The organism is Mesonia phycicola, from assembly GCF_900141885.1.
GTDB lineage: Bacteria > Bacteroidota > Bacteroidia > Flavobacteriales > Flavobacteriaceae > Mesonia > Mesonia phycicola.
This window is the reverse complement of record NZ_FQYY01000001.1, coordinates 92,296-117,841: the sequence shown is the minus strand read 5'-3', so window position 1 is coordinate 117,841 and position 25,546 is coordinate 92,296. Positions and strand designations below refer to the sequence as shown.

At 30.4% G+C, this 25,546-nt stretch carries 23 protein-coding genes; 15 read left to right on the top strand and 8 right to left on the bottom strand.

Annotation, left to right across the window (positions count from 1 at the left end; all coding sequences use genetic code 11):
* The first annotated feature begins 107 nt into the window (after nucleotides 1-107).
* Together BUC03_RS00575 and BUC03_RS00570 are read left to right on the top strand one after the other, a co-directional pair.
* Complete coding sequence (locus BUC03_RS00575; protein ID WP_073147169.1) at nucleotides 108-1,430, top strand: MFS transporter; 1,323 nt, start codon at nucleotides 108-110, stop codon at nucleotides 1,428-1,430.
* A 50-nt stretch (nucleotides 1,431-1,480) separates the two neighbouring features.
* A complete protein-coding gene (locus BUC03_RS00570) occupies nucleotides 1,481-1,996 on the top strand; it encodes a DUF6252 domain-containing protein (RefSeq protein WP_073147167.1) in 516 nt (171 codons plus the stop codon).
* An 81-nt stretch (nucleotides 1,997-2,077) separates the two neighbouring features.
* Here the strand turns inward: BUC03_RS00570 and BUC03_RS00565 are convergent, their stop codons facing one another.
* Complete coding sequence (locus BUC03_RS00565; protein WP_073147165.1) at nucleotides 2,078-2,320, bottom strand: putative signal transducing protein; 243 nt, start codon at nucleotides 2,318-2,320, stop codon at nucleotides 2,078-2,080.
* A gap of 75 nt (nucleotides 2,321-2,395) precedes the next feature.
* The gene (gene lysA, locus BUC03_RS00560; protein ID WP_073147163.1) at nucleotides 2,396-3,601 is read right to left on the bottom strand and encodes a diaminopimelate decarboxylase; all 1,206 of its coding nucleotides are present in this window, start codon (nucleotides 3,599-3,601) and stop codon (nucleotides 2,396-2,398) included.
* 323 nt (nucleotides 3,602-3,924) lie between these two features.
* Here lysA and BUC03_RS00555 point away from each other — a divergent pair, with 323 nt between their 5' ends.
* Nucleotides 3,925-4,485, top strand: a complete 561-nt coding sequence (locus BUC03_RS00555) for a fasciclin domain-containing protein (protein ID WP_073147161.1) — start codon at nucleotides 3,925-3,927, stop codon at nucleotides 4,483-4,485.
* A 78-nt stretch (nucleotides 4,486-4,563) separates the two neighbouring features.
* Here BUC03_RS00555 and pheT read toward each other — a convergent pair whose 3' ends face one another.
* Complete coding sequence (gene pheT / locus BUC03_RS00550) at nucleotides 4,564-6,990, bottom strand: phenylalanine--tRNA ligase subunit beta (RefSeq protein WP_073147159.1); 2,427 nt, start codon at nucleotides 6,988-6,990, stop codon at nucleotides 4,564-4,566.
* Between the two features lie 178 nt (nucleotides 6,991-7,168).
* Between pheT and BUC03_RS00545 the strand changes: the two genes are divergently transcribed.
* On the top strand, nucleotides 7,169-7,612 hold the full coding sequence (locus BUC03_RS00545) for a hypothetical protein (protein WP_143159112.1): 444 nt from the start codon (nucleotides 7,169-7,171) through the stop codon (nucleotides 7,610-7,612).
* A gap of 1 nt (nucleotide 7,613) precedes the next feature.
* Here BUC03_RS00545 and BUC03_RS00540 read toward each other — a convergent pair whose 3' ends face one another.
* Both BUC03_RS00540 and recG read right to left on the bottom strand, forming a co-directional pair.
* Complete coding sequence (locus BUC03_RS00540) at nucleotides 7,614-8,516, bottom strand: AEC family transporter (protein ID WP_073147155.1); 903 nt, start codon at nucleotides 8,514-8,516, stop codon at nucleotides 7,614-7,616.
* Nucleotides 8,516-10,621, bottom strand: a complete 2,106-nt coding sequence (recG, locus tag BUC03_RS00535; protein ID WP_073147153.1) for an ATP-dependent DNA helicase RecG — start codon at nucleotides 10,619-10,621, stop codon at nucleotides 8,516-8,518. Before recG ends, BUC03_RS00540 begins: the two co-directional genes overlap by 1 nt.
* An 83-nt stretch (nucleotides 10,622-10,704) precedes the next feature.
* Here recG and BUC03_RS00530 point away from each other — a divergent pair, with 83 nt between their 5' ends.
* The 5 genes from BUC03_RS00530 to BUC03_RS00510 all read left to right on the top strand — a co-directional run bounded on the left by BUC03_RS00530 (nucleotide 10,705) and on the right by BUC03_RS00510 (nucleotide 14,522).
* The gene (locus BUC03_RS00530; protein ID WP_143159111.1) at nucleotides 10,705-11,019 is read left to right on the top strand and encodes a hypothetical protein; all 315 of its coding nucleotides are present in this window, start codon (nucleotides 10,705-10,707) and stop codon (nucleotides 11,017-11,019) included.
* Nucleotides 11,020-11,191: 172 nt separating this feature from the next.
* Nucleotides 11,192-11,818, top strand: a complete 627-nt coding sequence (locus BUC03_RS00525; protein WP_073147149.1) for an ATP-binding cassette domain-containing protein — start codon at nucleotides 11,192-11,194, stop codon at nucleotides 11,816-11,818.
* Nucleotides 11,815-13,032, top strand: coding sequence for an ABC transporter permease (locus tag BUC03_RS00520; protein WP_073147147.1), 1,218 nt, complete (start codon nucleotides 11,815-11,817; stop codon nucleotides 13,030-13,032). Before BUC03_RS00525 ends, BUC03_RS00520 begins: the two co-directional genes overlap by 4 nt.
* On the top strand, nucleotides 13,022-13,459 hold the full coding sequence (locus BUC03_RS00515) for a hypothetical protein (protein ID WP_073147145.1): 438 nt from the start codon (nucleotides 13,022-13,024) through the stop codon (nucleotides 13,457-13,459). The genes BUC03_RS00520 and BUC03_RS00515 overlap by 11 nt, the downstream gene beginning before the upstream one ends.
* Before the next feature lie 4 nt (nucleotides 13,460-13,463).
* On the top strand, nucleotides 13,464-14,522 hold the full coding sequence (locus tag BUC03_RS00510; RefSeq protein WP_143159110.1) for a hypothetical protein: 1,059 nt from the start codon (nucleotides 13,464-13,466) through the stop codon (nucleotides 14,520-14,522).
* 42 nt (nucleotides 14,523-14,564) lie between these two features.
* Here BUC03_RS00510 and BUC03_RS00505 read toward each other — a convergent pair whose 3' ends face one another.
* Nucleotides 14,565-15,002, bottom strand: a complete 438-nt coding sequence (locus tag BUC03_RS00505) for a hypothetical protein (protein ID WP_073147141.1) — start codon at nucleotides 15,000-15,002, stop codon at nucleotides 14,565-14,567.
* Between the two features lie 162 nt (nucleotides 15,003-15,164).
* Here BUC03_RS00505 and BUC03_RS00500 point away from each other — a divergent pair, with 162 nt between their 5' ends.
* Both BUC03_RS00500 and BUC03_RS00495 read left to right on the top strand, forming a co-directional pair.
* Nucleotides 15,165-17,249 carry a M1 family metallopeptidase gene (locus BUC03_RS00500; RefSeq protein ID WP_073147139.1) on the top strand — a complete coding sequence of 695 codons (2,085 nt, stop codon included), beginning with the start codon at nucleotides 15,165-15,167 and terminating at the stop codon, nucleotides 17,247-17,249.
* Nucleotides 17,246-18,154: a patatin-like phospholipase family protein gene (locus tag BUC03_RS00495; protein WP_073147137.1), complete on the top strand. Its 909-nt coding sequence runs from the start codon at nucleotides 17,246-17,248 to the stop codon at nucleotides 18,152-18,154. The genes BUC03_RS00500 and BUC03_RS00495 overlap by 4 nt, the downstream gene beginning before the upstream one ends.
* Before the next feature lie 109 nt (nucleotides 18,155-18,263).
* On the opposite strand, the gene BUC03_RS00490 is transcribed toward BUC03_RS00495, so the two are convergent.
* Together BUC03_RS00490 and BUC03_RS00485 are read right to left on the bottom strand one after the other, a co-directional pair.
* Complete coding sequence (locus BUC03_RS00490) at nucleotides 18,264-18,776, bottom strand: DUF7935 family protein (RefSeq protein ID WP_317041132.1); 513 nt, start codon at nucleotides 18,774-18,776, stop codon at nucleotides 18,264-18,266.
* Between the two features lie 16 nt (nucleotides 18,777-18,792).
* The gene (locus BUC03_RS00485; RefSeq protein ID WP_073147133.1) at nucleotides 18,793-20,397 is read right to left on the bottom strand and encodes an FMN-binding glutamate synthase family protein; all 1,605 of its coding nucleotides are present in this window, start codon (nucleotides 20,395-20,397) and stop codon (nucleotides 18,793-18,795) included.
* Nucleotides 20,398-20,546: 149 nt separating this feature from the next.
* Between BUC03_RS00485 and BUC03_RS00480 the strand changes: the two genes are divergently transcribed.
* The 4 genes from BUC03_RS00480 to BUC03_RS00465 all read left to right on the top strand — a co-directional run bounded on the left by BUC03_RS00480 (nucleotide 20,547) and on the right by BUC03_RS00465 (nucleotide 25,539).
* Nucleotides 20,547-22,868 (top strand): ATP-dependent helicase, encoded by a 2,322-nt coding sequence (locus tag BUC03_RS00480; RefSeq protein WP_073147131.1) that lies wholly within the window; start codon nucleotides 20,547-20,549, stop codon nucleotides 22,866-22,868.
* Nucleotides 22,869-22,938: 70 nt separating this feature from the next.
* A complete protein-coding gene (locus tag BUC03_RS00475) occupies nucleotides 22,939-23,148 on the top strand; it encodes a hypervirulence associated TUDOR domain-containing protein (RefSeq protein WP_073147129.1) in 210 nt (69 codons plus the stop codon).
* Nucleotides 23,149-23,266: 118 nt separating this feature from the next.
* Nucleotides 23,267-23,944: a TetR/AcrR family transcriptional regulator gene (locus tag BUC03_RS00470; protein WP_073147127.1), complete on the top strand. Its 678-nt coding sequence runs from the start codon at nucleotides 23,267-23,269 to the stop codon at nucleotides 23,942-23,944.
* 2 nt (nucleotides 23,945-23,946) lie between these two features.
* Nucleotides 23,947-25,539 (top strand): ABC transporter transmembrane domain-containing protein, encoded by a 1,593-nt coding sequence (locus BUC03_RS00465; protein ID WP_073147125.1) that lies wholly within the window; start codon nucleotides 23,947-23,949, stop codon nucleotides 25,537-25,539.
* Nucleotides 25,540-25,546: the final 7 nt, after the last annotated feature.

Here is a 25,546-nt window from a genome sequence, read left to right as displayed (position 1 = left end):
GCCGCTACCATCCCTAACGCAAATTAACTTTTAGTAAATAATAAAAAACCTTTCTAAATTTTTAGAAAGGTTTTTCTATTTTTAGCACTTATTAAAAAAATCTTAAAATGCATAAATTACCAAAAGGAGATAAAAAATTACTGAATGCTTGGGCATTTTACGATTGGGCAAATTCAGTGTATAGTTTGGTAATTTCATCAGCTATCTTTCCAATATTTTATGGCGCATTAACCATTATAAAAAAAGATGGAAAGATAATTAGTGATACCGTTACTTTTTTAGGAGTAGATTTTAATAATGATACCCTTATAAGTTATGTTACTGGAGTTGCTTTTCTTACCGTTTCATTTTTAAGTCCATTTTTAAGTGGTATAGCAGATTATGTAGGTAATAAAAAGAACTTTATGAAATTCTTTTGTTACCTAGGTGCCTTTTCTTGTATAGGTTTATACTGGTTTAATTTAGACGAACTTTGGTTTGGTTTACTCTGCTATTTTTTTGCCTTAATAGGCTTTTGGGGTAGTTTAGTATTTTATAATTCATATTTGCCAGATATAGCTTTCCCAGAGCAGCAAGATAAAATTAGTGCCAAAGGTTATTCTTTAGGGTACTTAGGTAGTGTAATTCTGCTAGTTGTATGTTTATGTATGATTATGTTTTATGAGACCTTTGGCTTTAAAGATGAAGGTTTACCAACCAGATTATCATTTGTATTAACAGGAGTATGGTGGATAGCCTTTAGTCAATACACCTATTATTACCTGCCAAAAGGTAACAGAGAAGATAAACAACGTTTAACCAAAAACGTACTATTTAATGGTTTTAAAGAATTAAAGAAAATAGGATTAAGTATAAAAGAAAATTTAAGGTTAAGAAGATATCTATATGCATTCTTTGTGTATAGCATGGCAGTACAAACCATTATGTTAATTGCAACTTATTTTGGAATAGAAGAGTTAGAGTGGGGAGACCAAGATACTACCATTGGTTTGATTGTAAGTATTTTACTAATTCAATTAGTGGCAATTTTAGGTGCGTTCTTAACCTCAAGAGCTTCCAGTAAATTTGGAAATATAAATACACTAATTTGTATTAATATATTATGGATAGGGATTTGCTCTTATGCTTATTTTGTAACAACACCTTATCAATTTTATGGTACCGCAGCCTTTGTAGGTTTAGTAATGGGAGGTATACAATCACTTTCTAGATCTACTTACTCTAAATTATTGCCAGAAAATGCAATAGATACCGCTTCTTATTTTAGTTTTTACGATGTTTCAGAAAAAATAGGAATTGTGATAGGGATGTTTTCTTATGGATTTATAGCTCAAATCACGGGGAGTATTCGCTACTCCATTCTCTTTTTAATCTTATTTTTTGTGATAGGTGTAATATTATTGTTAAGAGTGCCGAAAACAAAATTTTAATTTAACATAATTTTAATTAAGTTTGTGTTTACCCAATTTATAACACACTTATGAAAAAAACATTATACCCTATTTTTTTAGCACTTGTTGCTTTTGTTGCAATTTCTTGTGATAATGAACCTTTAGAAGGTGAGTTTGGTGATTTAGATGCCGCTCAAAATAATAGCTCTAACTTTACAGCTACAATTAATGGTGAAACTTTTGTAGCAGATGCTGCTGCAGCAAGTATTACAGATGATTTTATTTCTATTTCAGGAGGAAAGCTAGATGGAGAGGGAATTTCAATTATTATTCAAGGAAACGCTGAGGGTGATTACGTTTTAACTTCAGAAGTAGGTGTAGGATCATATTTTGCAGCAGGCAATTCTAATGGTTATGTAACTAACGGTGAAGATGAATCTGATAATATTGTTATAACTAATATAAATAGCGATTTATTAACTATTTCTGGTACATTCTCTTACACAGCTCTTAGAGAAGTAACTGCAGAAGATGGTAGCGTAGAAGTTTTAACTGTAGAAATTACAGGAGGTAGCTTTACTAACATACCTTATACTGTTTTATAAACAAAATACATTTTTCAATATAAAAAAAGTCCCAATGAAACTTCATTGGGACTTTTTTTATTACTAGTTGTGTAAAATAGTTTAATTTTCTGTTTCAGGGAAAGTAGCTTTTACAATTTTAATAGCTTCATTAGCGTGTGATTTTTGTACAAATAATTGCACTTGCCCTGACAAACCACCGCCAAACCCTGCTCTTAATCCAGATTCAAAATTATTTTTTACAATTGAGTTTATACTAGCTTTACGTAAAACTTCTTGTAAATATTGAATATTTACTTCAGATCCTGTGTAAATATTTTCATAAGTTGCATTATCTGTACCCATTTCTAATTTTTTTACTCTACGTTATGATTAATACAACTAATTGAAATTTGGTTTAAGTAGAAATTAACTAATTTACTACAATTCTACTTCTACTTGATTAGCTATTAAATCTTCAAAAGTCTCTCTCTTTCTAATAAGTTTAGCTTCTCCTTTATGCCATAAAACTTCAGCAGGTCTAAAACGAGAATTATAATTGCTTGCCATAGAAAAACAATACGCACCAGCATTTTTAAATGCTAGAATGTCTCCTTCAGTAATCTCGGCAATACGTTTATTGGTAGCAAAGGTATCTGTCTCACAAATATAACCTACTACAGAGTAAAAACGCTTATTTTTAGTTGGGTGAGTAATATTTACTATTTCGTGCTTAGAGCCGTAAAGCATAGGTCTAATTAAGTGATTAAAACCAGAATCTACTTGTGCAAAGACTGTAGAGGTTGTTTGCTTTATAGAGTTTACTTTTACTAAGAAAAAACCAGACTCACTTACTAAAAATTTACCAGGCTCAAAGGCTAAGGTTAATTCTTTACCGTATTTTTTACAAAAGGCGTTAAACTTTTTACTTAGTTTTTCTCCAAGCTCTTCAATATTTGTTTCTATATCATTCTCATGGTAAGGCACTTTAAAACCACTACCGAAGTCTAAAAACTCTAAATTTTTAAAATTTTCTGCTGCTTCAAAAAGAATCTCAGAAGCATATAAAAATACTTCAATATCTAAAATATCACTTCCGGTATGCATGTGTATACCGTTTATATTCATTCCTGTGTTTTCTACTATTCTAAGTAAATGTGGCATCTGGTGAATAGAGATACCAAATTTAGAGTCAATATGACCAACAGAGATATTAGAGTTACCTCCCGCCATAATATGCGGGTTTATACGTATACAAACAGGTATGGTTGGGTGTTTAGAGCCAAATTGCTCTAAAACAGATAAATTATCAATATTTATTTGAACCCCTAGTTTTACGGCTTCTTCAATTTCACTAATAGAAACACCATTAGGAGTAAAAATAATTTTTTCTGGTGCTATTCCAGTTTTTAAACCTAACTGAACTTCTTGTATAGATACTGTATCTAAACCGCTTCCTTCATTAGTTAGCAATTTTAATACGTTAATGTTAGATAAGGCTTTTACTGCATAATTAACCTTTAAATTTTTTACCTGTTTAAATGCATTGGTTAAGCGTTTATATTGAGCTATTATTTTTTCACTGTCATATACATACACTGGGTTGCCAAATTCTTCTGCAATTTTTAAAAGGTCTTTGTTTTTCATGGTTAAATTTATACGATTAATGTAAAACGAAAATATTTGAGAAAGCCTCTAATATTAAGGAAGCGAAATTAAAATAAAAATTGATTATTTACTCATATTATTATAAATAAGATTGGCATAAAAGTGAGCATTATTTTACTTTATTATAGTCTTAATTAAATAATATGTCTTTTTAGTTTTATTGCTTAATGTATTGATATATTAGAAACTAACTTTTTTAAAAGATTTTGTTTTTGTTAAAGAAAGCATAAAATGAAATTTTAAAAATCCAGATATCTGTTAAAAGCGTTTCTATACTACAAATCAAATACAAATAATAAATTATGAAAATTTCAAAATCAATTAAATCATCTTTCGCTATTCTTGCTCTTGTAATTAGTGCAACGGGTTACTCTCAAAAAACAAAAATGGTTGGTGGGGCAGAAATGTATCCTACAAAAAATATTATAGAAAATGCTGTTAACTCTAAAGATCACACAACACTTGTAGTGGCTGTAAAAGCAGCAGATTTAGTAGAGACATTGCAAGGAGACGGACCTTTTACTGTTTTTGCTCCTACAAATACAGCTTTTTCTCATTTACCAGAAGGTACAGTTGAGAATTTGATGAAAGCAGAAAATAAGCCTGTTTTGCAAAGTATTTTAACTTATCACGTAGTTGCAGGTAACTGGTCTGCTAAAGATATTGCTAAAATGATAAAGAAAAATGGAGGTAAGGTAAATGTAGAAACAGTGAACGGATCTTCTATTACTATGATGATGGATGGTAAAAAATTAAAAATAAAGGATGCTTCTGGTAATATAGCAACGGTAACTATTGCAGATGTAAATCAATCTAACGGAGTTATTCATGTTATAGATACTGTATTATTGCCTAAAATGTAATATAGTAATACAAGACATAAAAAAATCCGATAGCTTCTATTAGCCATCGGATTTTTTTATAAAATACTTTAAAATAATTTATCTTAAACTAGCACCTAATTGTTTTTCAAATTGTTGCTGTAGTTTACTCATTATTTTATCTACTTGTTTATCTGTAAGGGTTTTATTTTCATCTAGAAAAGTGAAGCTTACAGCATAACTCTTCTTGCTATTTGGTAAATTATCACCTTCATAAACATCAAACAACTCTACATTTTGTAAAAGTTTACGTTCTGTTTTTGTTGCAATTTCATAAATATCACTAAAAGTTACATTTTCGTCTAATAGCAATGCAAAATCTCTTCTTGAAGACGGAAATTTAGGGATAGCTTGAAATTGAATTTTCTTTCCTTTTACAAATTCAATAATTAAATCCCAATTAAAATCTACATAAATTACTTCTTGCTCAATATCAAAACTTTTTAATATTGATTTTTTAACCACTCCAAACTCTACAATTTTTTTCTTTCTAGCGCTAATGCTTAAACCTTCAGAAAAAATAGAATTAGTAGTAGGTATGTATTTGGTATCTACAATTCCTAATTTTTCTATTATTGCATTAATAACTCCTTTAGCATAAAAGAAATCACTTTTTTGTGGTAAAGAGTTCCAGCGTTCTTCTTTACGATTACCACTTATAAATAAAGAAAGATGTTTATGTTCTTCTCTTCCAGAGTTAAAGTTATGGTAGGTTTTACCAAACTCAAACAATTTAATGTTGTTGTTTTTTCTGTTTATGTTATAAGAAATAGCTTCTAAACCGCTAAAAAGTAAAGATTGACGCATTACGGCCAAATCTTGACTTAATGGGTTAAGCATTTCTACATTATGCTCTTCGTTTAAATCATCTACTAAAGCAATGTAATCTTTTGTTGTTAGTGAGTTAGACATTGCCTCGTAAAATCCTTGCCCTACTAATTGATCTGCTACAATATTTTGTATACGGTAATCTTCAAATCTAGTAGAGTTAGATATAGAAGCATTTAGTTTATCATTAAATTCTACGTTATTGTAACCATATACACGTAAAATTTCTTCAATAACATCTACTTCACGTTGCACGTCTACTCGGTAAGCAGGAATAGTAAGACCTAAACCACTTTCTGTAACGTTGTTTACTCTAATTTCTAAAGAAGCTAAAATAGATTTGATAGTACCAGGATCTATTTCTTGACCTATTAGATTATTAATTTTATCAAATGTTAAAAATACTTGGAAGTCTTCTATTTTTTTAGGATAAATATCATCTATATCACTAGTTACTAAACCACCTGCGGTTTTTTGTATTAATAGAACTGCTCTTTTTAAAGCGTATTCTGTAGTATTAGGGTCAATTCCTCTTTCAAATCTAAAAGAAGCATCGGTGTTTAAACCGTGACGTTTTGCAGTTTTACGAACGCTTACTGGGTTAAAATAAGCACTTTCTAAAAATATGTTAGAAGTACGCTCGGTTACACCAGAATTTAATCCTCCAAAAACACCAGCAATACATAATGGTTTTTCTGCGTCACAAATCATTAAATCTTCTTCGTGTAATTCTCTTTCTACCTCGTCTAAAGTTGTAAATTTAGTTCCTGCAGGAAGAGTTTTTACTTCAATTTTATTATCTGTAATATGGTCTGCATCAAAAGCGTGAAGAGGTTGCCCTAATTCGTGTAATACATAATTAGTAACATCTACAACATTATTTTTTGGAGCAATCCCTATTGCTTTTAATCTATTTTGAAGCCAAGCAGGTGAAGGACCTACTTTTACACCAGAAATAGTTACCCCACAATAGCGAGGCGCAAGGTTATAATCTTCTACCTCTATAGTAATTCTTCTACTTCTATTTTCTACGTGAAAGCTACTAACAGAAGGAGAGTCTAAAGGGGTGTTTATTTCTTTTTGTAATAAACCAGCTTTTAAATCTCGAGCAACGCCATAATGGCTCATAGCATCTGCTCTGTTAGGCGTTAGCCCAATTTCAAAAACTTGGTCTGTTTCTACCTCGAAAATTTCGTTTAATGGAGTACCAGGTTTTAAATCTTCAGCTAAAACCATAATACCATCATGACCTTTACCTAGACCTAACTCATCTTCGGCGCAAATCATACCAAGACTTACTTCTCCTCTTATTTTACCTTTTTTTATTTTCCAAGGTTCTTGTTTATCATCATATAAAGTGGTGCCTACAGTTGCAACAGGTACTTTTTGCCCGGCAGCAACATTAGGAGCGCCGCATACAATTTGTACGGGTTCTTCTGCGCCAATATCTACTGTAGTAACACGTAAGCGGTCTGCGTTACTATGTTGCTCACAAGTAAGTACATGACCAACAACAATACCGTTTAAACCACCTTTAACAGACTCAAAATTTTCAATACCTTCTACTTCTAAACCTAAATCGGTAAGAAGCTCTTCGGTTTGTTCTGCATTCCAATCTGTTTTGATAAACTGTTTTACCCAGTTATAAGAAATTTTCATTTATACGTAATTTTATCTAAAAAGGTGTAATTCTAAAAGCTAATATAGAATAATCTTTCTGCTAATTAAAAGATAATTTAAGTGCGCAAAGATAATATTAATTTTGGCAAAATCTAAGATAAGATAAGGAGTTACTTTTGAAGATTTTTATGTAAATTTTAGAAATTATTTAGATGAAATGAAAAAGCATATTTTATACTTATTTACGTGTTGCTTATTGCTGAATAGCTGCCAAGAATCTTCTGTTAATTATGATTGGCTAGTAGGAAATTGGACAAGAACTAATGGAAAAAAAATAGAACAAACTTATGAGTATTGGCAAAGAGTTACTTCTGAAAAATATAAAGGGTTAGGGTTTACGTTGGTTGAAAATGATACTGTTTTTAAAGAAGAACTAACCTTATTAAAAGTAAATGAAGATTGGGTGTTAAGGGTTGAAGGTGTTAACGAAGAAGCAGTTGATTTTCTAGTTACTAAAACAAATGTAGAAAGTTTTTCTGCAGAAAATAAAGAGAATGAATTTCCGAAGGTGATTAGTTATCAGTTAGATCAAGATTTATTGAAAGCCACTATTTCTGATGATAAAAATTCTATAGATTTTGTTTTTAAACAGGAAGAATAAACTATAAAAATTGAATAATTTCTGACCACATAAAGGTTGAAAAGAAACCAATAATAATACCTATACCTAAAATTAGGCTCGCAAGTTTATTATTCAATCCATATTGAGCAGCAATAATTGTTGGCGTTACCATTGGCGACATAGAAGCTTCAAAAACGCTAACTTTTGCTGTGAGTGAAGAAATGTTTAAAGCAAATAGAATTATAAAAACGCTAAGTGGAGCGATAAATAATCTAAAAAGTAAAGATAAACTTACCAATCTCACATCTGCTTTCCAGTCTTTTAATTGAAGTTGTAATCCAACAGAAAATAGTGCCATAGGCACTAAAGTGGCTCCTAAAATATCTAATAATGGATTTATTGGAGATAAGTCTACCAACTGCGGAAGCGTAAATGCAGCAATAAAAGCCAAAAAAGGAGGGAAGCTGATTACTTTTTTTACAATAGATGAAATACTGAAATTTCCTGTATCACTTGCTTTTGCTGCTATAAAAACGCCTAAAGTAGATACTATTAAAAAAGAACTTTGATCACATAAAATAGCTATTTCTAGACCTTCTTTGCCATAATAAGCTTCCGTAAGCGGAAAACCTAAAAAAGAAGTATTACCCAAACCGCTTAATAATATTAAAACTGCTTTGGTAGCTTTATTTAGCTGAATAAAACGGGATATAATTTCAATAAAAATAAAACTGAGCCCAAATATAAAAAGTGGCATAGCAAACGGAATAATTAGCTCTGTACTCCATTTTATTTGCGGAATATATTTTAAAGCAATTGCAGGCAAAGCAATATAGATTACCCAAAAATTTACCGCAACATAGCTGTTTTGTGGTAATTTTTTAAACTTTCTAGCAGCTGCACCAGCAAGAATAGCAATGGCAATTAAAATAAAATTATTCATTAGCTAATATAGTTCCAGATGGTTTTGTTTTTTGCAATTTGCTGGTAAGTATAATTTACAATTCTGTTTTCTTCTTTTTGTAACTGTTGGTCATCTTTTAAAATTTTCATAGCGTGGTAACGTGCAGATTTTAAAATCTGATTGTCTTTTACAATATCTGCAATTTGCAAATTAAGCACACCGCTTTGTTGCGTACCCATTAAATCTCCTGGCCCACGTAATTTTAAATCTACCTCTGCAATTTCAAAACCATCGTTGGTTTGTGTCATGGTTTCTAGTCTAGTTTTACTATCGCTAGAAAGTTTGTGCCCCGTCATTAAAATACAAAAACTTTGCTCTGCACCACGACCCACGCGCCCACGAAGCTGATGTAATTGAGAAAGGCCAAAACGCTCGGCACTTTCTATAATCATCACACTTGCATTAGGTACGTTTACGCCAACTTCTATTACGGTGGTGGCCACCATAATTTGTGTTTCGCCTTTTACAAACCTATTCATCTCATAATCTTTGTCGGCAGGTTTCATTTGGCCGTGAACAATAGAAATTTGAAATTCTGGCTGCGGAAATTCTCTAGCAATACTTTCATACCCATCCATTAAATCTTTATAATCCATTTTTTCAGATTCTTGAATTAACGGGTAAACCACATAAATCTGTCGGCCTTTTTTTATTTCATCTCTAATAAAAGCAAATACTTTTAAACGATTATTATCATACCTATGTACGGTTTTAATAGCTTTTCTGCCTGGAGGTAACTCATCAATCACAGAAATATCTAAATCTCCATACAAACTCATTGCTAATGTTCTTGGTATGGGAGTGGCCGTCATTACTAAAATATGAGGCGGATTTATATTTTTTTTCCACAACTTAGCACGTTGTGCTACACCAAAACGGTGCTGCTCATCAATAATAGCTAAACCTAAGTTTTTAAATTTTACTTTATCTTCTAATAATGCGTGTGTACCAATTAAAATATCGAGTTCTCCATTTTCAAGTTTTTCATGGATTATTCGTCTTTCTTTTGTTTTGCTAGAGCCGGTGAGTAAAGCAATTTCTATATTCATTTCTGCACAAAGCTCAGACAAACCTTGAAAATGCTGTGTGGCCAAAATTTCGGTTGGCGCCATTAAACTTGCCTGAAAACCATTATCTAAGGCTAATAAACAACTCATTAAAGCAACAATAGTTTTACCAGAACCTACATCACCTTGTAGTAATCTATTCATTTGGGCACCAGTACCTAAATCGTTTCTTATTTCTTTTATAACCCTTTTTTGAGCATTGGTTAACTCAAAAGGTAAGTGTTTACTGTAAAATTCGTTAAAATAATTACCTACTTCTGTAAATTTAAATCCTTTTATTTTTCTTTTATGAAGTAAGTTTTTCATTAATAATTGAAGCTGAACGTAAAATAGTTCTTCAAACTTCAATCTAAATTGAGCTTGTGCTAATTTTTCTGGAGATTGCGGAAAATGAATATTGAATAAAGCCTCGCTTTTAGAAATAAGTTTTAATTCTTTTCGTAAATAATCTGGCAACGTTTCTACAAAACCTTTTTTATTTTCTACAAATACTTGCTGTATCATTTTGATAACCGCACGATTGGTAACTCCACGTTTAGAAAGTGTTTCTGTAGAAGGGTAGAGCGGTTGCATAGCAATTTTCATTTGCTTTTGGTGCTCTTTTAGTAGCTCCATTTCTGGGTGTGGCATCGAGTAAATACCATTATAATAATTTACTTTACCAAAAATTACATAAGGCTCATTTAATTGAATATTTTCTTGAATCCATTTATGTCCGCGAAACCAAACTAATTCTATTTTACCGGTATTATCTACAAAGCTTGCAACAAGGCGTTTACCTCTTTTTTGCGCAACTGTTTTTAGATGAACAATTTTACCTATAATCTGAATTTCTGCAGAATTACGCTGAATTTCGTTGATTTTGTAATACTTAGTTTTATCTATATATCTATTAGGGAAAAAATTGAGTAAATCTTGAAAGGTATGAATACCAACTTCTTTACGAAGTAAAGCAGCACGATTAGGACCTACTCCTTTTAGATAATCTATGGGTGTTTGTAGGGTATTAGCATTCATAAAAGCGAAGATAGGATTTTCTTGTAATTTCCTTTTCTTGTCTTAAAATTATTCTAAATTTAAAGAAATTTTAAAAAACACTTTTGAAGAAGGTTAAAAACATATTTTTAATTAGCAGCATTATCAATTTAATGGTAGTGCTTATTCTTCCTTCTGTACATTGTTTTTCTCACGATTTGCAAGAGCATTCAAAAAAAAACATTCATACAGATTTATTGAAACCTATAGATTGTAAAATTTGTAATTTTCATTTATATAAAACTCCCGAAGTAGATTTTACGTTTTTTAAAATTGTTATTTATACATCTTTCTTCTTTGCAGGTTTTGCTTTATTATCTACTACCACAGATAATTTAAACCTGTTATCATTTCAATTAAGAGCGCCACCTAGTTTGTAATTTTAATTTTATAAGTAAAGAGTAGACAGATTAATATAAAGGTCTGTTATTGTTTACTATTTAGGTTATTTAAAATATTCACTATTAAGCTTTTGCGGATTTTTTTAAAAAGTTATTCGTAATGTCTTAGTTATAAGAATAATTTAAAATTTTATAATTACAATTTAATTTAATGATACAAACAAAAAATTTAGAATTTTCGTACCACTCTAAAAACGGTATGAAGTTTCCTGATATTTCTTTAGACCAAGAAGAAGACTTAGTGATTATAGGTGATTCTGGAAAAGGGAAAACAACCTTGTTAAAATTATTGTCTTTGCTTTTAAAGCCTTTATCTGGAGAAATTTTTATAAATAATACAGCAATACATACCTTTTCTGAACGAGAAAAAGATAATTTTAGAAGAAAACATATAGGCTTAGTATTTCAGAAATCTAATTTTATACAATCGTTAAGTCTAATTGAAAATATTCAAGCCAAAATATTATTTTCAAAATCTAAAGTAGAAAGCTCTGCTATTAAAACTATTTTAGAAGATTTAGGAATAGCAGATTTGATGCACCAACGGATGTTTGCATTAAGTGAAGGGCAAAAACAGCGAGCTTCTATTGCATTGGCAGTAATCAATAACCCGTCTATAATTCTAGCAGACGAGCCAACTTCAAGCTTAGACGATACCAATAGCCGTAAGGTAATTAATTTGCTAAAAGCGACTGCAAAAAGAAGTGGCTCTAATTTAATTTTGGTAACACACGATAAGCGTATTGTACCAGAATTTTCAAAAATGATAGAGCTATGAATATTTTTAAAATTAGCTATAAAAACTTTTTAAGTAAGCCTTTAAATTCTTGTCTAGCTATTATTTTATTAGCGCTTAGTGTAGCTTTAATATCTTTTTCTTTTCAGTTTCAGCAACAAATATCAGCAAAACTTACTAAAAATTCTACCGCTATAGATATGGTAGTTGGGGCAAAAGGGAGTCCGTTACAGTTAATTTTGTCATCGGTGCTACACATAGATAATCCTACCGGAAATATTTTATTAAAAGATGTAGAGTATCTTACTAAAAATCCGCTTATAAGTAAAGCTATACCCATTTCTTACGGAGATAATTATAAAGGTTCTAGAATTGTAGGTACTACAGAAGAGTTTAAAACTTTATATGAGATAGAAAAAGTAGAAAAAGGTAGAGAAGCTTCTAGCGCTTTAGAGGTGGTTTTGGGAGCAAATGTTGCGAAAAAACATAATTTGAAATTAAACGATGTTTTAATTAGCAGTCACGGTTTAATGGAAGAAAGTGTAGAGTCTCACGACAACCATTCGTTAAAAGTAGTAGGGATTTATCCAGCCAGTAATTCTGTAATAGATAATTTAATAGTAACCCCATTAGCTAGTATTTGGGATCTACACAAGCACGAAGAAGAATCACATGAAGAAGATCATCAAGATCATGACCACGAAGCACCTAAAGAAATTACCTCTGTATTAGTAAAGTTTAGAAGTCCTATGGGATTTTTGCAATTACCTCGATCTATTAACGAGAAAACAAATATGCAAGCAGCTCTAACTAAATATCAGCTAGAAAAATTATTTAAATATACAGGTATTGGCGTACAAGTAATACAATTAATAGCAATAGCGGTACTATTCATTTCTGTTTTTAGTATTTATATTAGTTTATATAAAATAGTAAACGAAAGAAGGTATGAGTTGGCTTTAATGAGAGTGTATGGGGCAAATTGGTTTCAGCTTGTACTAGTAGTTTTTTATGAAGGATTAATAATTGTATTACTAGGTTATCTATTAGGTTTGGTATTAAGCAATTTTGGAGGGGCTTATTTATACCATTACATTGCTGTAAATTATAATTATGTGCTAGAGCAAAACATTTTAACATTAATAGATGCCTATCTTTTTGTTGCTATTTTACTCTTATTGGTAATGGCTACATTATTCAATATCAAATCTATATTTACCATTAACGTTTCAAAAATATTATCTAATGAAAAATAAACTTTTAGTTAGTATATGCTTATTGCTAGCACTAACTTCTTACAGCCAAAACCTTAAAAAAGACTGGAAAGATCTTACAGATGTAAACTTTGAGTATAAATTTTTAGATGAATTCGGAGATAAATTTCTTGTTCCAGAATTTGGAGAATCTGTTAAAAAATTAGAAAATAAAAAAATACAAATAAAAGGCTATGTGCTCGATTTATTAGAAAATAGTAAATCTTATTTATTGTCTAAACAGCCTATGGCTAGTTGCTTTTTTTGCGGAATGGCAGGCCCAGAAACCATAATAGAACTTCAATTTGCTGAAGAGCAGAATTTAAAAACGGATATGATAATTACTGTAGAAGGAACTTTTAAATTAAATAAAGAAGACATTAATCATTGTAATTTTATAATGAGCGATGTGAAAATAATTGAAAATTAGAAAGATGAAAAAAAATACAATTATTAGCGGTATTATTCTTCTGTTTTTATTTGTGAGTTGTTTACCAAAAACAAACTCAGGTAAAGTGAATAATTATAATTTTCCTTTATTCGATAATTTTGATGATACCGATGAAGTAAGTAAAGAAGATTATAATTTATACGGAGAAGTGAAAAAGGTTACTTATTATACCAAAATTCCTCTAGCTAATGTTAATTCCACTAAAAAGAAGAACAAATCTTTTGAAGTGAATTATGATAAAGAAGGGAGATTTATGGAGAAAAATATATTTTATGTGGGCTCTTTCTTTTTTAATGGTAAAGTTAAAAGAACTACTACAGTTACTTATGACTCTTTAGGAAAGGTGTTGGTAGATAAAGACATGTCAAAAGATTCTATTGAAATTGTTTATAGAAATAAATACGATAAAAATGGAAATCTTCTAGAAACAGAAAGTAAAAGAGGTGCTAGAAAATATACTTATGACGATAAAGATCGTGTTATAAAAGAAGAAGGCTATAAAAAGCTAGGCGACACTTTTAATTTTAATAATCCTAAAGAGTTATCTACAGTTTATACTTATGAATATGTAGATGATTACCATAAAATTAAAAAGAAATTAAAAAGTAATAATTTTGACACATCTTACAATGAGCATTACTATTACAGAAAAAATGGAAGTTTAGATAGTACTCAAATAGCTACTTCTCAAGATACTATCACTACAAAATATGATGAAAATAAAAATGTGATTTATTATAATAAGATTTATAAAGGAAAAGATTACTACAAAAAAATATATACGTTTAATCAAAAAAAATTATTAGTAGAAGAAAAAATTTATAGAAAAGGAGAGATTTATCAAAATGTAACATATACTTATGATGAAAATAGGAATCTTACAAATACAAAAACCTGTATGTCTAATAGAAATTGTATAGAAACTTCTTTCAAATATGAATATGATAATAAACATAATTGGGTAAAAAAAGAAAGTATACAGAGTATGGGAGATAATAAAGAAGTGGGCTATGTAGAGTATAGAGATATAATGTATTATTAGAAAACTCCTGTTAATAATTACAACTCTTAACAGGAGTTTATTTTACTTTAAAATTCCTTTTTGAAATAGTTTTTTAGAAAACCAAACCTCAAAAAAAGCTATTATAATTACTAAAATAGGCATTATGTAGGCTTCAACTCCATAAACATCAACAGCACTAGTTAAAAATAGATTATGAAACATCTGTATAATTATTGCTATTAAAGAGATTATAAAAAAGTTGATAGCCATTTTCTTTTTTATTAAAAGTAAAATATTAGCAATGAGAGCGCTTAACGTTGCTATTGCAAAAACAATATGTGTCCATAGCGGGTATTCTCCGTACAAAGCTTTTTCTTTTTCAGGTAGTAATTCTAACGTTTCACCTTGCATTAAAAATGTATGAAATATAAAAGAACCAACTCCCATTAAGTTCCATAATAAAAGCAATAATGCAATAACCCAAAACCAAGCGGGTGTTTTTTGAGTAGATAAATTCATCTAGAAATAGTTAGTGTTAATAATTTCAAAAATAGAAAATAATATTTTTTCGTTTATAAAAATACTAAGGGTATTGCAGACAATGTTTTTACATGAAAAAAATACGTTTTTTAAAAGTAATAGTTAAGTTTTGTATTTTCGAAGCAAGAATTATTAAAAATCATGCAAAAGGTATTTTGTTTTATATGTTTTCTAAGTTTATTTTTTGTTGAAGCGCAACAAACAGAAAAGCTAGATATACAGAGAATTTCAGGAACTATTCATTTATTACCACAAACAAAAAGTGTAGAAGGTACGCTTCAAGTAGAATTTAAAATTCTAAAAAATACAGATTCTATATACCTAGATGCAGTAAATACAACGGTAGAAATTTTTAAAAAATCTAACTTTAAACCAATAATTACTTCCGAAGAAAATAAAATTTATTTTATAGATAATTTTGAAGCAGGTAAAACTTATCAAGTCAGCTTTACCTACCAAGCAATACCAAAACAAGCCTTATATTTTGTTGGTTGGGATAATAATGCGAGTAATCAAATCTGGACACAAGGTCAAGGTAAATACACCTCCCATTGGCTACCTAGTTTAGATGATATGAATGATAAAATTGAATTTGATCTAGCTTACCAAGTGCCAGAAAATTATACCGTTATTGCAAATGGTAAATTAACCAACACTAAAAATAAAGGAAAAGAAAAACTTTGGGAATTTAATATGAATAATCCCATGAGTAGTTATTTGGTAGCTGTAGCAGTAGGTAATTACAAAGTAAAAGAATTAACTTCTACGGGTAATATTCCTATTAAACTATATTATGAGCCTAAAGATGAAGCTAAGGTAGAGTGGACGTATAAAAACTCTAGAAAAATTTTAGATTTTTACGAAAAAGAAATTGGAGTACCATACCCTTGGCAAAACTACAAACAAATTCCTGTAAGAGATTTTTTATATGCCGGAATGGAAAATACCACAGCAACTATTTTTTCAGACATGTTTATGGTAGACCAAATAGGGTATGTAGATAGAAATTATGTAAACGTAAATGCCCACGAATTAGCACACCAATGGTTTGGAGATTTAGTAACAGAAAAATCTGGCACACACCATTGGTTGCAAGAAGGTTTTGCTACTTATTATGCCTTATTAGCAGAAAGAGAGATTTTTGGAGACGATTATTTTTATTTTAAACTTTATCAAAACGCAGAAAAACTAAAAGAGCTAAGTGATGCAGGTAAAGGGGAAGCTTTAAAAAACGATAAGGCAAGCTCGCTTACTTTTTACCAAAAAGGAGCTTGGGCATTACATATTTTAAGAGAAAAAGTAGGAGAAGAAGCCTTTAAAAAAGGCGTGAAAAACTATTTAGAGAAATATGCTTATCAAAATGTAGAAACCAAAGATTTTATTGCAGAAATAGAGAAAACTAGCGGTGAAGATTTATCTTCTTTTGAAGAAGACTGGTTAGAGCAATCTGCTTTTAAATCTTCACAGGTTCTAAATTCCCTTAAAAAATCTGGATTTATGGAGAAATACCTTTCTTCTATAGCTGTTAGAACCATTTCTATAAGTGATAAGTATGAAGCTTTAAACAAATTATTAAACTTCCCGGTAAACGATTATTTAGGCCAAGAAGTAGTAGCTCAATTAGCAAAAGAAAACCCAGAAGATGTTCTTCCTCTATACAGAAAAGCTTTTGAAACCAATAATGTATTAGTAAGGCAAGCTATATCTACTTATTTAACTCAAATACCTGTAAGTCTTCAAAAAAAATACGAAGGTTTATTAAACGATAGCTCGTACTTAACGCAAGAGCAAGCATTGTTTAATTTGTGGCAAAATTTTCCAGAAAATAGAAACAAGTATTTAACCAAATTACAAAACGTAGAAGGCTTTAGTAATAAAAATATTAGATTACTTTGGTTAACCTTAAGTTTAGTAACCCCAGAATTTCAGCCAGAAAATAACAGCAAATTTTATAAAGAATTATCAGGTTATACAAGTCCTTCTTACGCATATGAAATTAGAGAAAATGCATTCGGATTTTTGTATCAAATAAATTCATTTACAGAGCAAAATTATCTAGATTTAGCGCAAGGGGCAACCCATCACGTATGGCGATTTAGAAAATTTTGTAAAGAATTATTAGCTCAATTAGCTAGCAATGAGCAGCACAGAGCAATTTTTTACAGTGTAAAAGATAAATTACCACAAAAACAATTAAACACACTTAATAAAATTTTAGATAAATGAGAGCTTTAGTAATTTCTGGAGGTGGTAGTAAAGGTGCTTTTGCAGGTGGCGTAGCAGCTCATTTAACTAAAGTACAGCATAAAGAGTACGATATTTTTGTAGGCTCATCTACAGGGAGTTTGTTGCTCACCCATTTGGCTGCTAACGATATAGATAAACTACACCAAGTTTATACCAATGTAAACCAAAAAAGTATCTTTAGTTTAAACCCGTTTAAAATTCAGAAAAAAGATGGTAGAGAGTATGTGAGTATTAATTTTTTAAACACTGTTCTTCAATTTATAAAGAAGAAAAGAACCTTTGGAGAGAGTAAAAATCTTAGAAAATTAATAGCCAACAAAATTACTAAAGAAGAGTTTCTTCAAGTAAAAAATAGCGGAAAAGATGTGGTTGTCACCGTTTCTAATCTTACAAAAAATAATGTAGAATATAAATCTATTAAAGATTTTGATTATGAAGAGTTTTGTGATTGGATTTGGATAAGCTGTAATTATATTCCGTTTATGAGCTTGGTCAAAAAAAACGGGTACGAATACGCAGATGGTGGTTTTGGTAGTATGGTTTCTATTAGAGAAGCTATAAGGCGCGGTGCAACAGAGATAGATGCAATTATATTAGAGTCAGAAAATATGGAGCACAACAAAGTGCTTGGTAAAAATCCCTTTTCATTAATGTTAAACCTTTTTGGGTTTGTATTAGACCAAGTAGAAAGAAGCAATATTATAGAAGGTAAACTTGCAGCAAATAACAAAAATGTAATATTAAATTTATTTTACACCCCTTCTAAGCTTACAGAAAACTCATTAGTGTTTGATAAAAAATTAATGACAGAGTGGTGGGATTTAGGTTTTAAATACGCTAACGATAAAGCTTTAAAAATAAAAGTAAACGAATTAAAAATTTAATTTTAGGGGCGTTACCCAAAGGGTCGGGCTTTCATGACTCGCTTTTTTGTTTACATTCCCATGTAAACAAAAAGAGCTCAAACAAATCCTTCAATCCCTAACGCAGAAATTACCAAATTTCTCTAACCTCATTTTTTAAGAAAGCAAGACCAGTTTCACTAGGCGCTTTTTTATCAACTAAATCAGATAAAATCATTTCTCTCAATTTATCTGGAGAATCTACTTTCTCACTCATATTAGTTTGTCTAATTAAAGAGATAGTAGCATTTTTAGTAGCTTTTATAGCACCCCAACACTTCTCACTAACATAAATTTGCTGAGCTAAATTATGCTCAAATTCTTGCTCAATATTTCTTATTAATAAATTTTCATAATCATGCTTGTTATTTCCAATAGGCTTTACTCTAATTAATAAACTACCAGGATGAATTCTTTCTAAAAACAAAGTCATTCTTTCTAACGCTTGTAAACGTTGTGGTAATGCATTTTTAGAGTTTTCTCTTTTTAGTTCATAAATTCTACGGTTTTCTTCATTAGTCATATAATTACTAAAAAAGTAAAAAGAAATTATACCTACAATCACTGCAGGTAATACATAAAAGATAATCTGTGAAATGTCCATCTCTTGCATAGTCTATTTAATAGCGTACGTCCTCTTTATCAAAAGATTTTTTAGACGCTTGTTTGTTATAATTTCCGCCAAGATACTCACAATTTTGTAAAGAAGAAACCCCTTCAAAAGGAACTTTAATTTTATTATATGCATAAGATGCAGCAAGAGTTTTTGTAAAGTCTTGATCACTAAGATTTATGTCTACATCATCCATCGTAAATTGACACGGATGCTCGTAGCCAGAAGAGTGAGTTACCTCTAACAATTCTTTTCTAAAATTTTTAAAATAGTAATTCACCCTTTCAGACTTGTCTTTTACATTAATACCAGCCTGCAACCATTTACTTTGGGTAGCAACACCAGTTGGGCAAGTATTAGTGTGGCAAGATTTAGCTTGTATACAACCTACACTAAGCATAGCCTCTCTAGCAACATTAATACAATCTACACCCATAGCAAAAGCCATAGCCGCTTTAGAAGGAAAACCTAATTTACCACTGCCAATAAATACAATTTTATCTGCTAAATCATTTCTCTTAAAAATCTTGTATATATTTCTAAAAGCATACACCCAAGGTACAGATACGTGGTCTGCAAAACTTGGTGGAGCTGCTCCCGTACCACCTTCACCACCATCTACGGTAATAAAATCTGGTCCTTTATCTTGTTCTTTCATTAATTTGGCAATATTCTCCCATCCTTCTAATTTACCAATAGCAGCTTTTACACCTACAGGCAAACCTGTTTTATTAGCAATTTCTTCAATAAAATCTATCAAGCCTTGGTTTCCTTCAAAAGCAGTGTGGTAGGGAGGAGATACCACATCTTTACCTAAAGGTACTTTTCTAATTTCAGCAATTTCTTTAGTGATTTTAGAACCTGGTAAAACGCCACCTTTTCCTGGTTTAGCTCCTTGAGATAATTTTACTTCTATAGCTCTTATACAAGGGTTTTCTTCTACTAATTTCACCAAATGATCTACAGAAAATTTTCCATTTTCATCTCTCACTCCAAAATAACCTGTCCCTATTTGAAAAATAATATCTCCGCCGTGTTTGTGATATGGAGATAAACCGCCTTCACCCGTATTGTGATAAGCATATGCTTTTTTTACACCTTCATTTAAAGAAGAAATTGCTTTGGCAGAAAGACTACCAAAACTCATGGCAGAAACATTAATTATAGAAGCTGGTCTAAACGGTTTTTTTCTTTTATGGTGTAACCCCATTACTTTAGCGCAAGGTAAAAAGTAAGGGTCTTCTTTATTAATATGATTTTCTGGAAGCTTATAAGGCATCATTGCATTTTTTACAAAAATGTAATTGTTCTGAAAAATGTCTTGATCGGTACCAAAACCCTCGTAATTATTTTCATTTTTTGCAGAAGCGTAAATCCAGCCTCGTTCAATTCTATTAAAAGGAAGTTCTTCTCTATTATTAGCAACAATATATTGTCTTAACTCAGGGCCTATGCTTTCTAAAATATACCTAAAATGGCCAACTACGGGGAAATTATGCTTTATGGTATGCGTTTTGTTAAAAAACACATCTTTAATGGCAATTACTAAAATTGCAAAAATAACCCACTGCCACCAAGATATAGAAGACAGAAACTCTAAAATATTATTCATAAATATTAAAATTGATAAGAAAAGCTAAGTTATTTAATTTTTAATGTTCTTCATAAACTTCAAAAGACTTTTGTTTATAATTAACCTTTGTAACTCCTGTTTGTTTTTAGTAAAAAATGGTAAATTCACGCCTCTAAAATGATGATGACTTGGAAAATTATTTAGCTGAATTAAATGATGCGCAAAGAGCTCCTGTATTACAAAAAGATGGAGCAATGATTGTAATTGCTGGTGCCGGTTCTGGTAAAACTAGAGTATTAACCTACCGTATTGCTTATTTAATGAGTCAAGGGGTAGATCCTTTTAATATTCTTTCTCTCACCTTTACCAACAAAGCAGCAAGAGAGATGAAGCATCGTATTTCTTCTATTGTAGGGAGTAGCGAGGCAAAAAACTTATGGATGGGAACATTTCACTCTATTTTTGCCAAGATTCTACGAATGGAAGCAGATAAACTAGGTTATCCTTCTAATTTTACCATTTACGATACACAAGATTCTCAGCGTTTAATTTCTGCTATTATAAAAGAAATGAGCTTAGATAAAGATGTATATAAATATAAACAAGTTTACTCTCGTATTTCTTCTTATAAAAACAGTTTAATAACCGTAAAAGCTTACTTTCAAAACGGAGAGTTACAAGAGGCAGACGCCATGGCTAAACGTCCGCGTTTAGGAGAAATCTATCAAAATTATGTAGAAAGATGCTTTAAAGCAGGAGCAATGGATTTTGATGATTTATTATTGAAAACCAACGAGTTATTAAATAGATTTCCAGATGTATTACAAAAATATCAAAATAGATTTAGGTATATTTTGGTAGATGAGTACCAAGATACCAATCACTCTCAATACTTAATTGTTAGAGCATTAAGTGATAAGTTTCAAAATATTTGTGTGGTTGGTGATGATGCGCAGAGTATTTATGCCTTTAGGGGAGCAAATATTAATAACATTTTAAATTTTCAAAAAGATTATGATAATGTAGAAATGTATAGGCTAGAGCAAAACTATCGTTCTACAAAAAATATAGTAGAGGCAGCAAACTCTATTATAGACAAGAATAAAACTAAACTAGATAAAGTTGTTTGGACGGCTAATGATGATGGACCAAAAATTGTAGTAAACCGTTTATTAAATGACGGAGAAGAAGGTAGATTTGTAGCTAGCTCTATTTTTGAAAATAAGATGGAACATCAGTTACAAAATGGAGATTTTGCTATTTTGTACAGAACCAATGCGCAGAGTCGTGCAATGGAAGATGCTTTGCGTAAAAAAGACATTCCGTATAGAATTTATGGAGGACTTTCATTTTACCAACGTAAAGAAATTAAAGATGTTTTAGCTTATTTAAGGTTACTAATAAACCCTAATGATGAAGAAGCTTTAAAGAGAATAATCAATTTTCCTGCTAGAGGTATTGGTGCTACTACTATGGATAAGCTAGTATTAGCAGCCAACCATTACAAGCGTTCTATTTTTGAAGTAATAGAAAATATAGATAGAATAGACCTTAAAATAAATGGTGGTACTAAAGCAAAGCTGAAAAACTTTAGTAATATGATTAAAAGTTTTGCAGTAATGGCTCAGCAACAAGATGCCTTTGTAGTAGCAGAGACAGTTGCTAAAAAAACAGGTCTGCTGCAAGAATTAAAAAAAGACGGTACACCAGAAGGGGTAGCAAGAATAGAAAATATAGAAGAGCTGCTTAATGGTATTCAAGATTTTGTAGATGGTCAAAAAGAATTAGCAGATGCTAATGGTACGCTAGCAGAATTTTTAGAAGATGTAGCTTTAATGACAGATCTAGATCAAGAAACTCCAGATGAAGATAGAGTAGCATTAATGACTATTCACTTAGCGAAGGGACTAGAATTTCCGTACGTGTATATTGTAGGTTTAGAAGAAGATTTGTTTCCTTCTGGAATGAGTATGAACACAAGGTCTGAGTTAGAAGAAGAAAGACGTTTGTTTTATGTGGCATTAACCAGAGCAGAAAAACAAGCTTACTTAACTTATGTACAATCTAGATTTAGATGGGGTAAATTAATAGATGCTGAGCCTAGTAGATTTATAGATGAAATAGATGATCAGTTTCTAGATTATATGATTCCGCAAGATGATTATAAATACAAACCTTTAATAGATAATGATATTTTTGGAGAAGTAGATAAAAGTAAATTTAGGCAAAATAAACCCCAAAAAGGTACACCGCCACCAGCGCACAAACCAACTCAATCTGAACTTCAAAAACTAAGAAGATTGAGGCCAGTAGACGCTCCATCTGTAGCAAAAACCAATACTAATTTAGTTCAGCTAGAAGTTGGGCAAGAAGTAGATCATATGCGTTTTGGTAAAGGGAAAGTATTAAGTATAGAAGGTGTAGGGCAAGATAAAAAAGCTGAAATAGATTTTGAAAACGGAGGAATGAGAAAACTGTTATTACGATTTGCTAAGCTAAAAGTACTTTAGTAACTCGTTAAAATACTGTTATTTAAGTATACGGTTATTATTTGTCTTCTTATCTTTTATTTAAAAAAAGATGATAAAAGAAGGAAGCAATGTGAAATGGAAATGGGGTAATGGTACCGCTACAGGTAAAGTAGAAAAAACCTACAGTAAAAAAATAACCAAAACCATTAACGGTAGTGAAGTTACCAGAAAAGGAGAACAAGGCAATAAAGCCTTATTAATTAAGCAAAAAGATGGTAGCTCTGTATTAAAGTTAGAAGATGAAGTAGAGAGAGAATAAGTGATTAAAATTCAGATGAATAAATAGCTTTTGTGTTAAAATATCTTAAAGCTATTTTTTTATGCTGAAAATTAAAATGAAAGTATTACTTTTAAATTTGTGAGTAAAAATTTTATAGATGAGCACAATACTTTCAAGTTTAACGTTAACCATACCAGAGAAAATCTACATTAAAGATCCTCAATCTTCAAAATTGGGAAGAAGAATATTAGAATACTCTATACAATTAATAAGGCAAGAGGGTTTAGAAAAATTCACCTTTAAAAAATTAGCTAAAAAAATAAACTCTAATGAGAGTTCTGTATACCGTTATTTTGAAAACAAGCATATGCTAATGCTGTATTTAATATCATGGTATTGGGGTTGGTTAGAGTATAAATTAGTTTTTAGAACCAATAATATAGAAGATAAAGAAGATGTTTTAAAAAGAGCCATAATCGCTATTACAGAAACTCCAAGAAGAGACGAAACTTTTGGCTTTATAAATGAAGAAGAGCTTCATTATATAATTGTGCAAGAATACTCTAAAGCATTTCATACCAAAGATGTAGATGAAGAAAATGAAAATGGCTATTTTATAATCTATAGAAGATTGGTAGAGAGGCTTAGCAAAATTATATTAAACTATAACCCTAGTTACTGCTATCCGTTAACACTATCTAACACAGTAATACAAGGAGCTTTAAAACAAAATTTTTTACATCAACACTTTAAACATTTATCAGACTTTAAAGAGACAGACGAAGAACCAATAACCAAATTTTTTCAAAACTTAATTTTCAACTCCCTAAAATAAATATGAATTCTATATCACCTTGGGCAAAGCTATTTAACCTTTTAAAACTGGAGCGTAAAGATATACTTCAAGTTTTATATTACGCCATTTTTGCCGGACTTATAAGCCTAACTTTACCATTAGGTATTCAAGCCATAATTAACTTACTACAAGGAGCTCAAGTTTCTAGTTCTTGGATTTTACTAACCGTATTAGTAACACTTGGTGTAGGTTTTGTAGGAGTATTGCAAGTACTGCAATTAGATATTGTAGAAAATATAGAAGAGAAGATTTTTGCTAGAGCATCTTTTGATTTTATATACAAATTCCCTAAAATGAGAGTGAGTGAGTTAGAAGGCAGATACCCACCAGAACTTTCTAATAGATTTTTTGATGTGTTAACACTTCAAAAGGGAATGGAGAAATTATTATTAGATTTTCCTGCAGCAGTAATTCAAATAATCTTCGGGTTGTTACTACTTTCATTTTACCATCCGTTTTTTATAGCATTAGGGATGTTGTTAGTTGTTTTACTGTATATCTTTTTTAAACTAAGTTTAAAAAAGGCGGTAGATACTAGTATTAAAGAGTCTAAAGCAAAATATAAAATTGCCTTCTGGATACAGCAAGTAGCTTCTAATTATAAAACTTTTAAAAATACTTCTAATGAGTATGAGCAAGAGAAAAATAATGAATTAGTAGAGCAATACCTAACGTATAGACAAGCACACTTTAAAATTGTGAAAAATCAGTTTAAGCAAATGGTTGGTTTTAAGTTGATTATTACTCTAGGGTTACTACTTATTGGTGGTTTGTTAGTTTTAAATCAGCAAATGAATATAGGGCAATTTGTTGCTTCAGAAATTATAATTCTACTAATTATTAACTCTATAGATAAAATAGGTTTTAGTTTAGAAACTCTTTATGATGTAGTTACAGCAGTAGAAAAAATAGATGAAGTAAGCTCTAAAAAAATAGACAGAAAAGCAGAAGGTAATTCTAAAGACTTATCAATTTTTCCAATAAATACAGAGAAATTAGAGATTAACTATTCTAAAATTAACGATCTACACATAGATAAAGGAGAACTTTTAAATATAGTAGGTAGTCATTTACAAATTTATGACCTCTTTCATTTTTTAGGAGGAATGAAAAAAACTACCAATGGAAAAATTTATTTAGATAGAAAAGAAATCTCTAGCGTAAATCTAGATTTATATAGAAGTAAAATAGGCTTGGTGCTTAATAGTAATTATCTTTTTGATGGTACTATTTGGCAAAACATAACTTTAAATAATGCAGAAATAGACGAAAAATCTGTGTATGATTTACTAGAGAATTTTCAAGTATTAGAAGAAATTAAAAATTTGCCAGATACGGTAAATACCTACGTATATCCAGGCACTAGAATGTTAAGCCATACGCTAACACAAAAAATTTGTTTAATTAGAGTGTTGTTAAAAAAACCAGAACTTTTATTAATTGAAGAAGAGTTTATTTTTTCAGATGAAGATATTCAGGTATTAATGGAGTATGCTAGAGAACAAGAAATAACTATGCTTTTAGCTAGTAAAGAACCAGCTAGTAGTAGAATGAAAGCCGTTAATTTAAACTAAACTTACA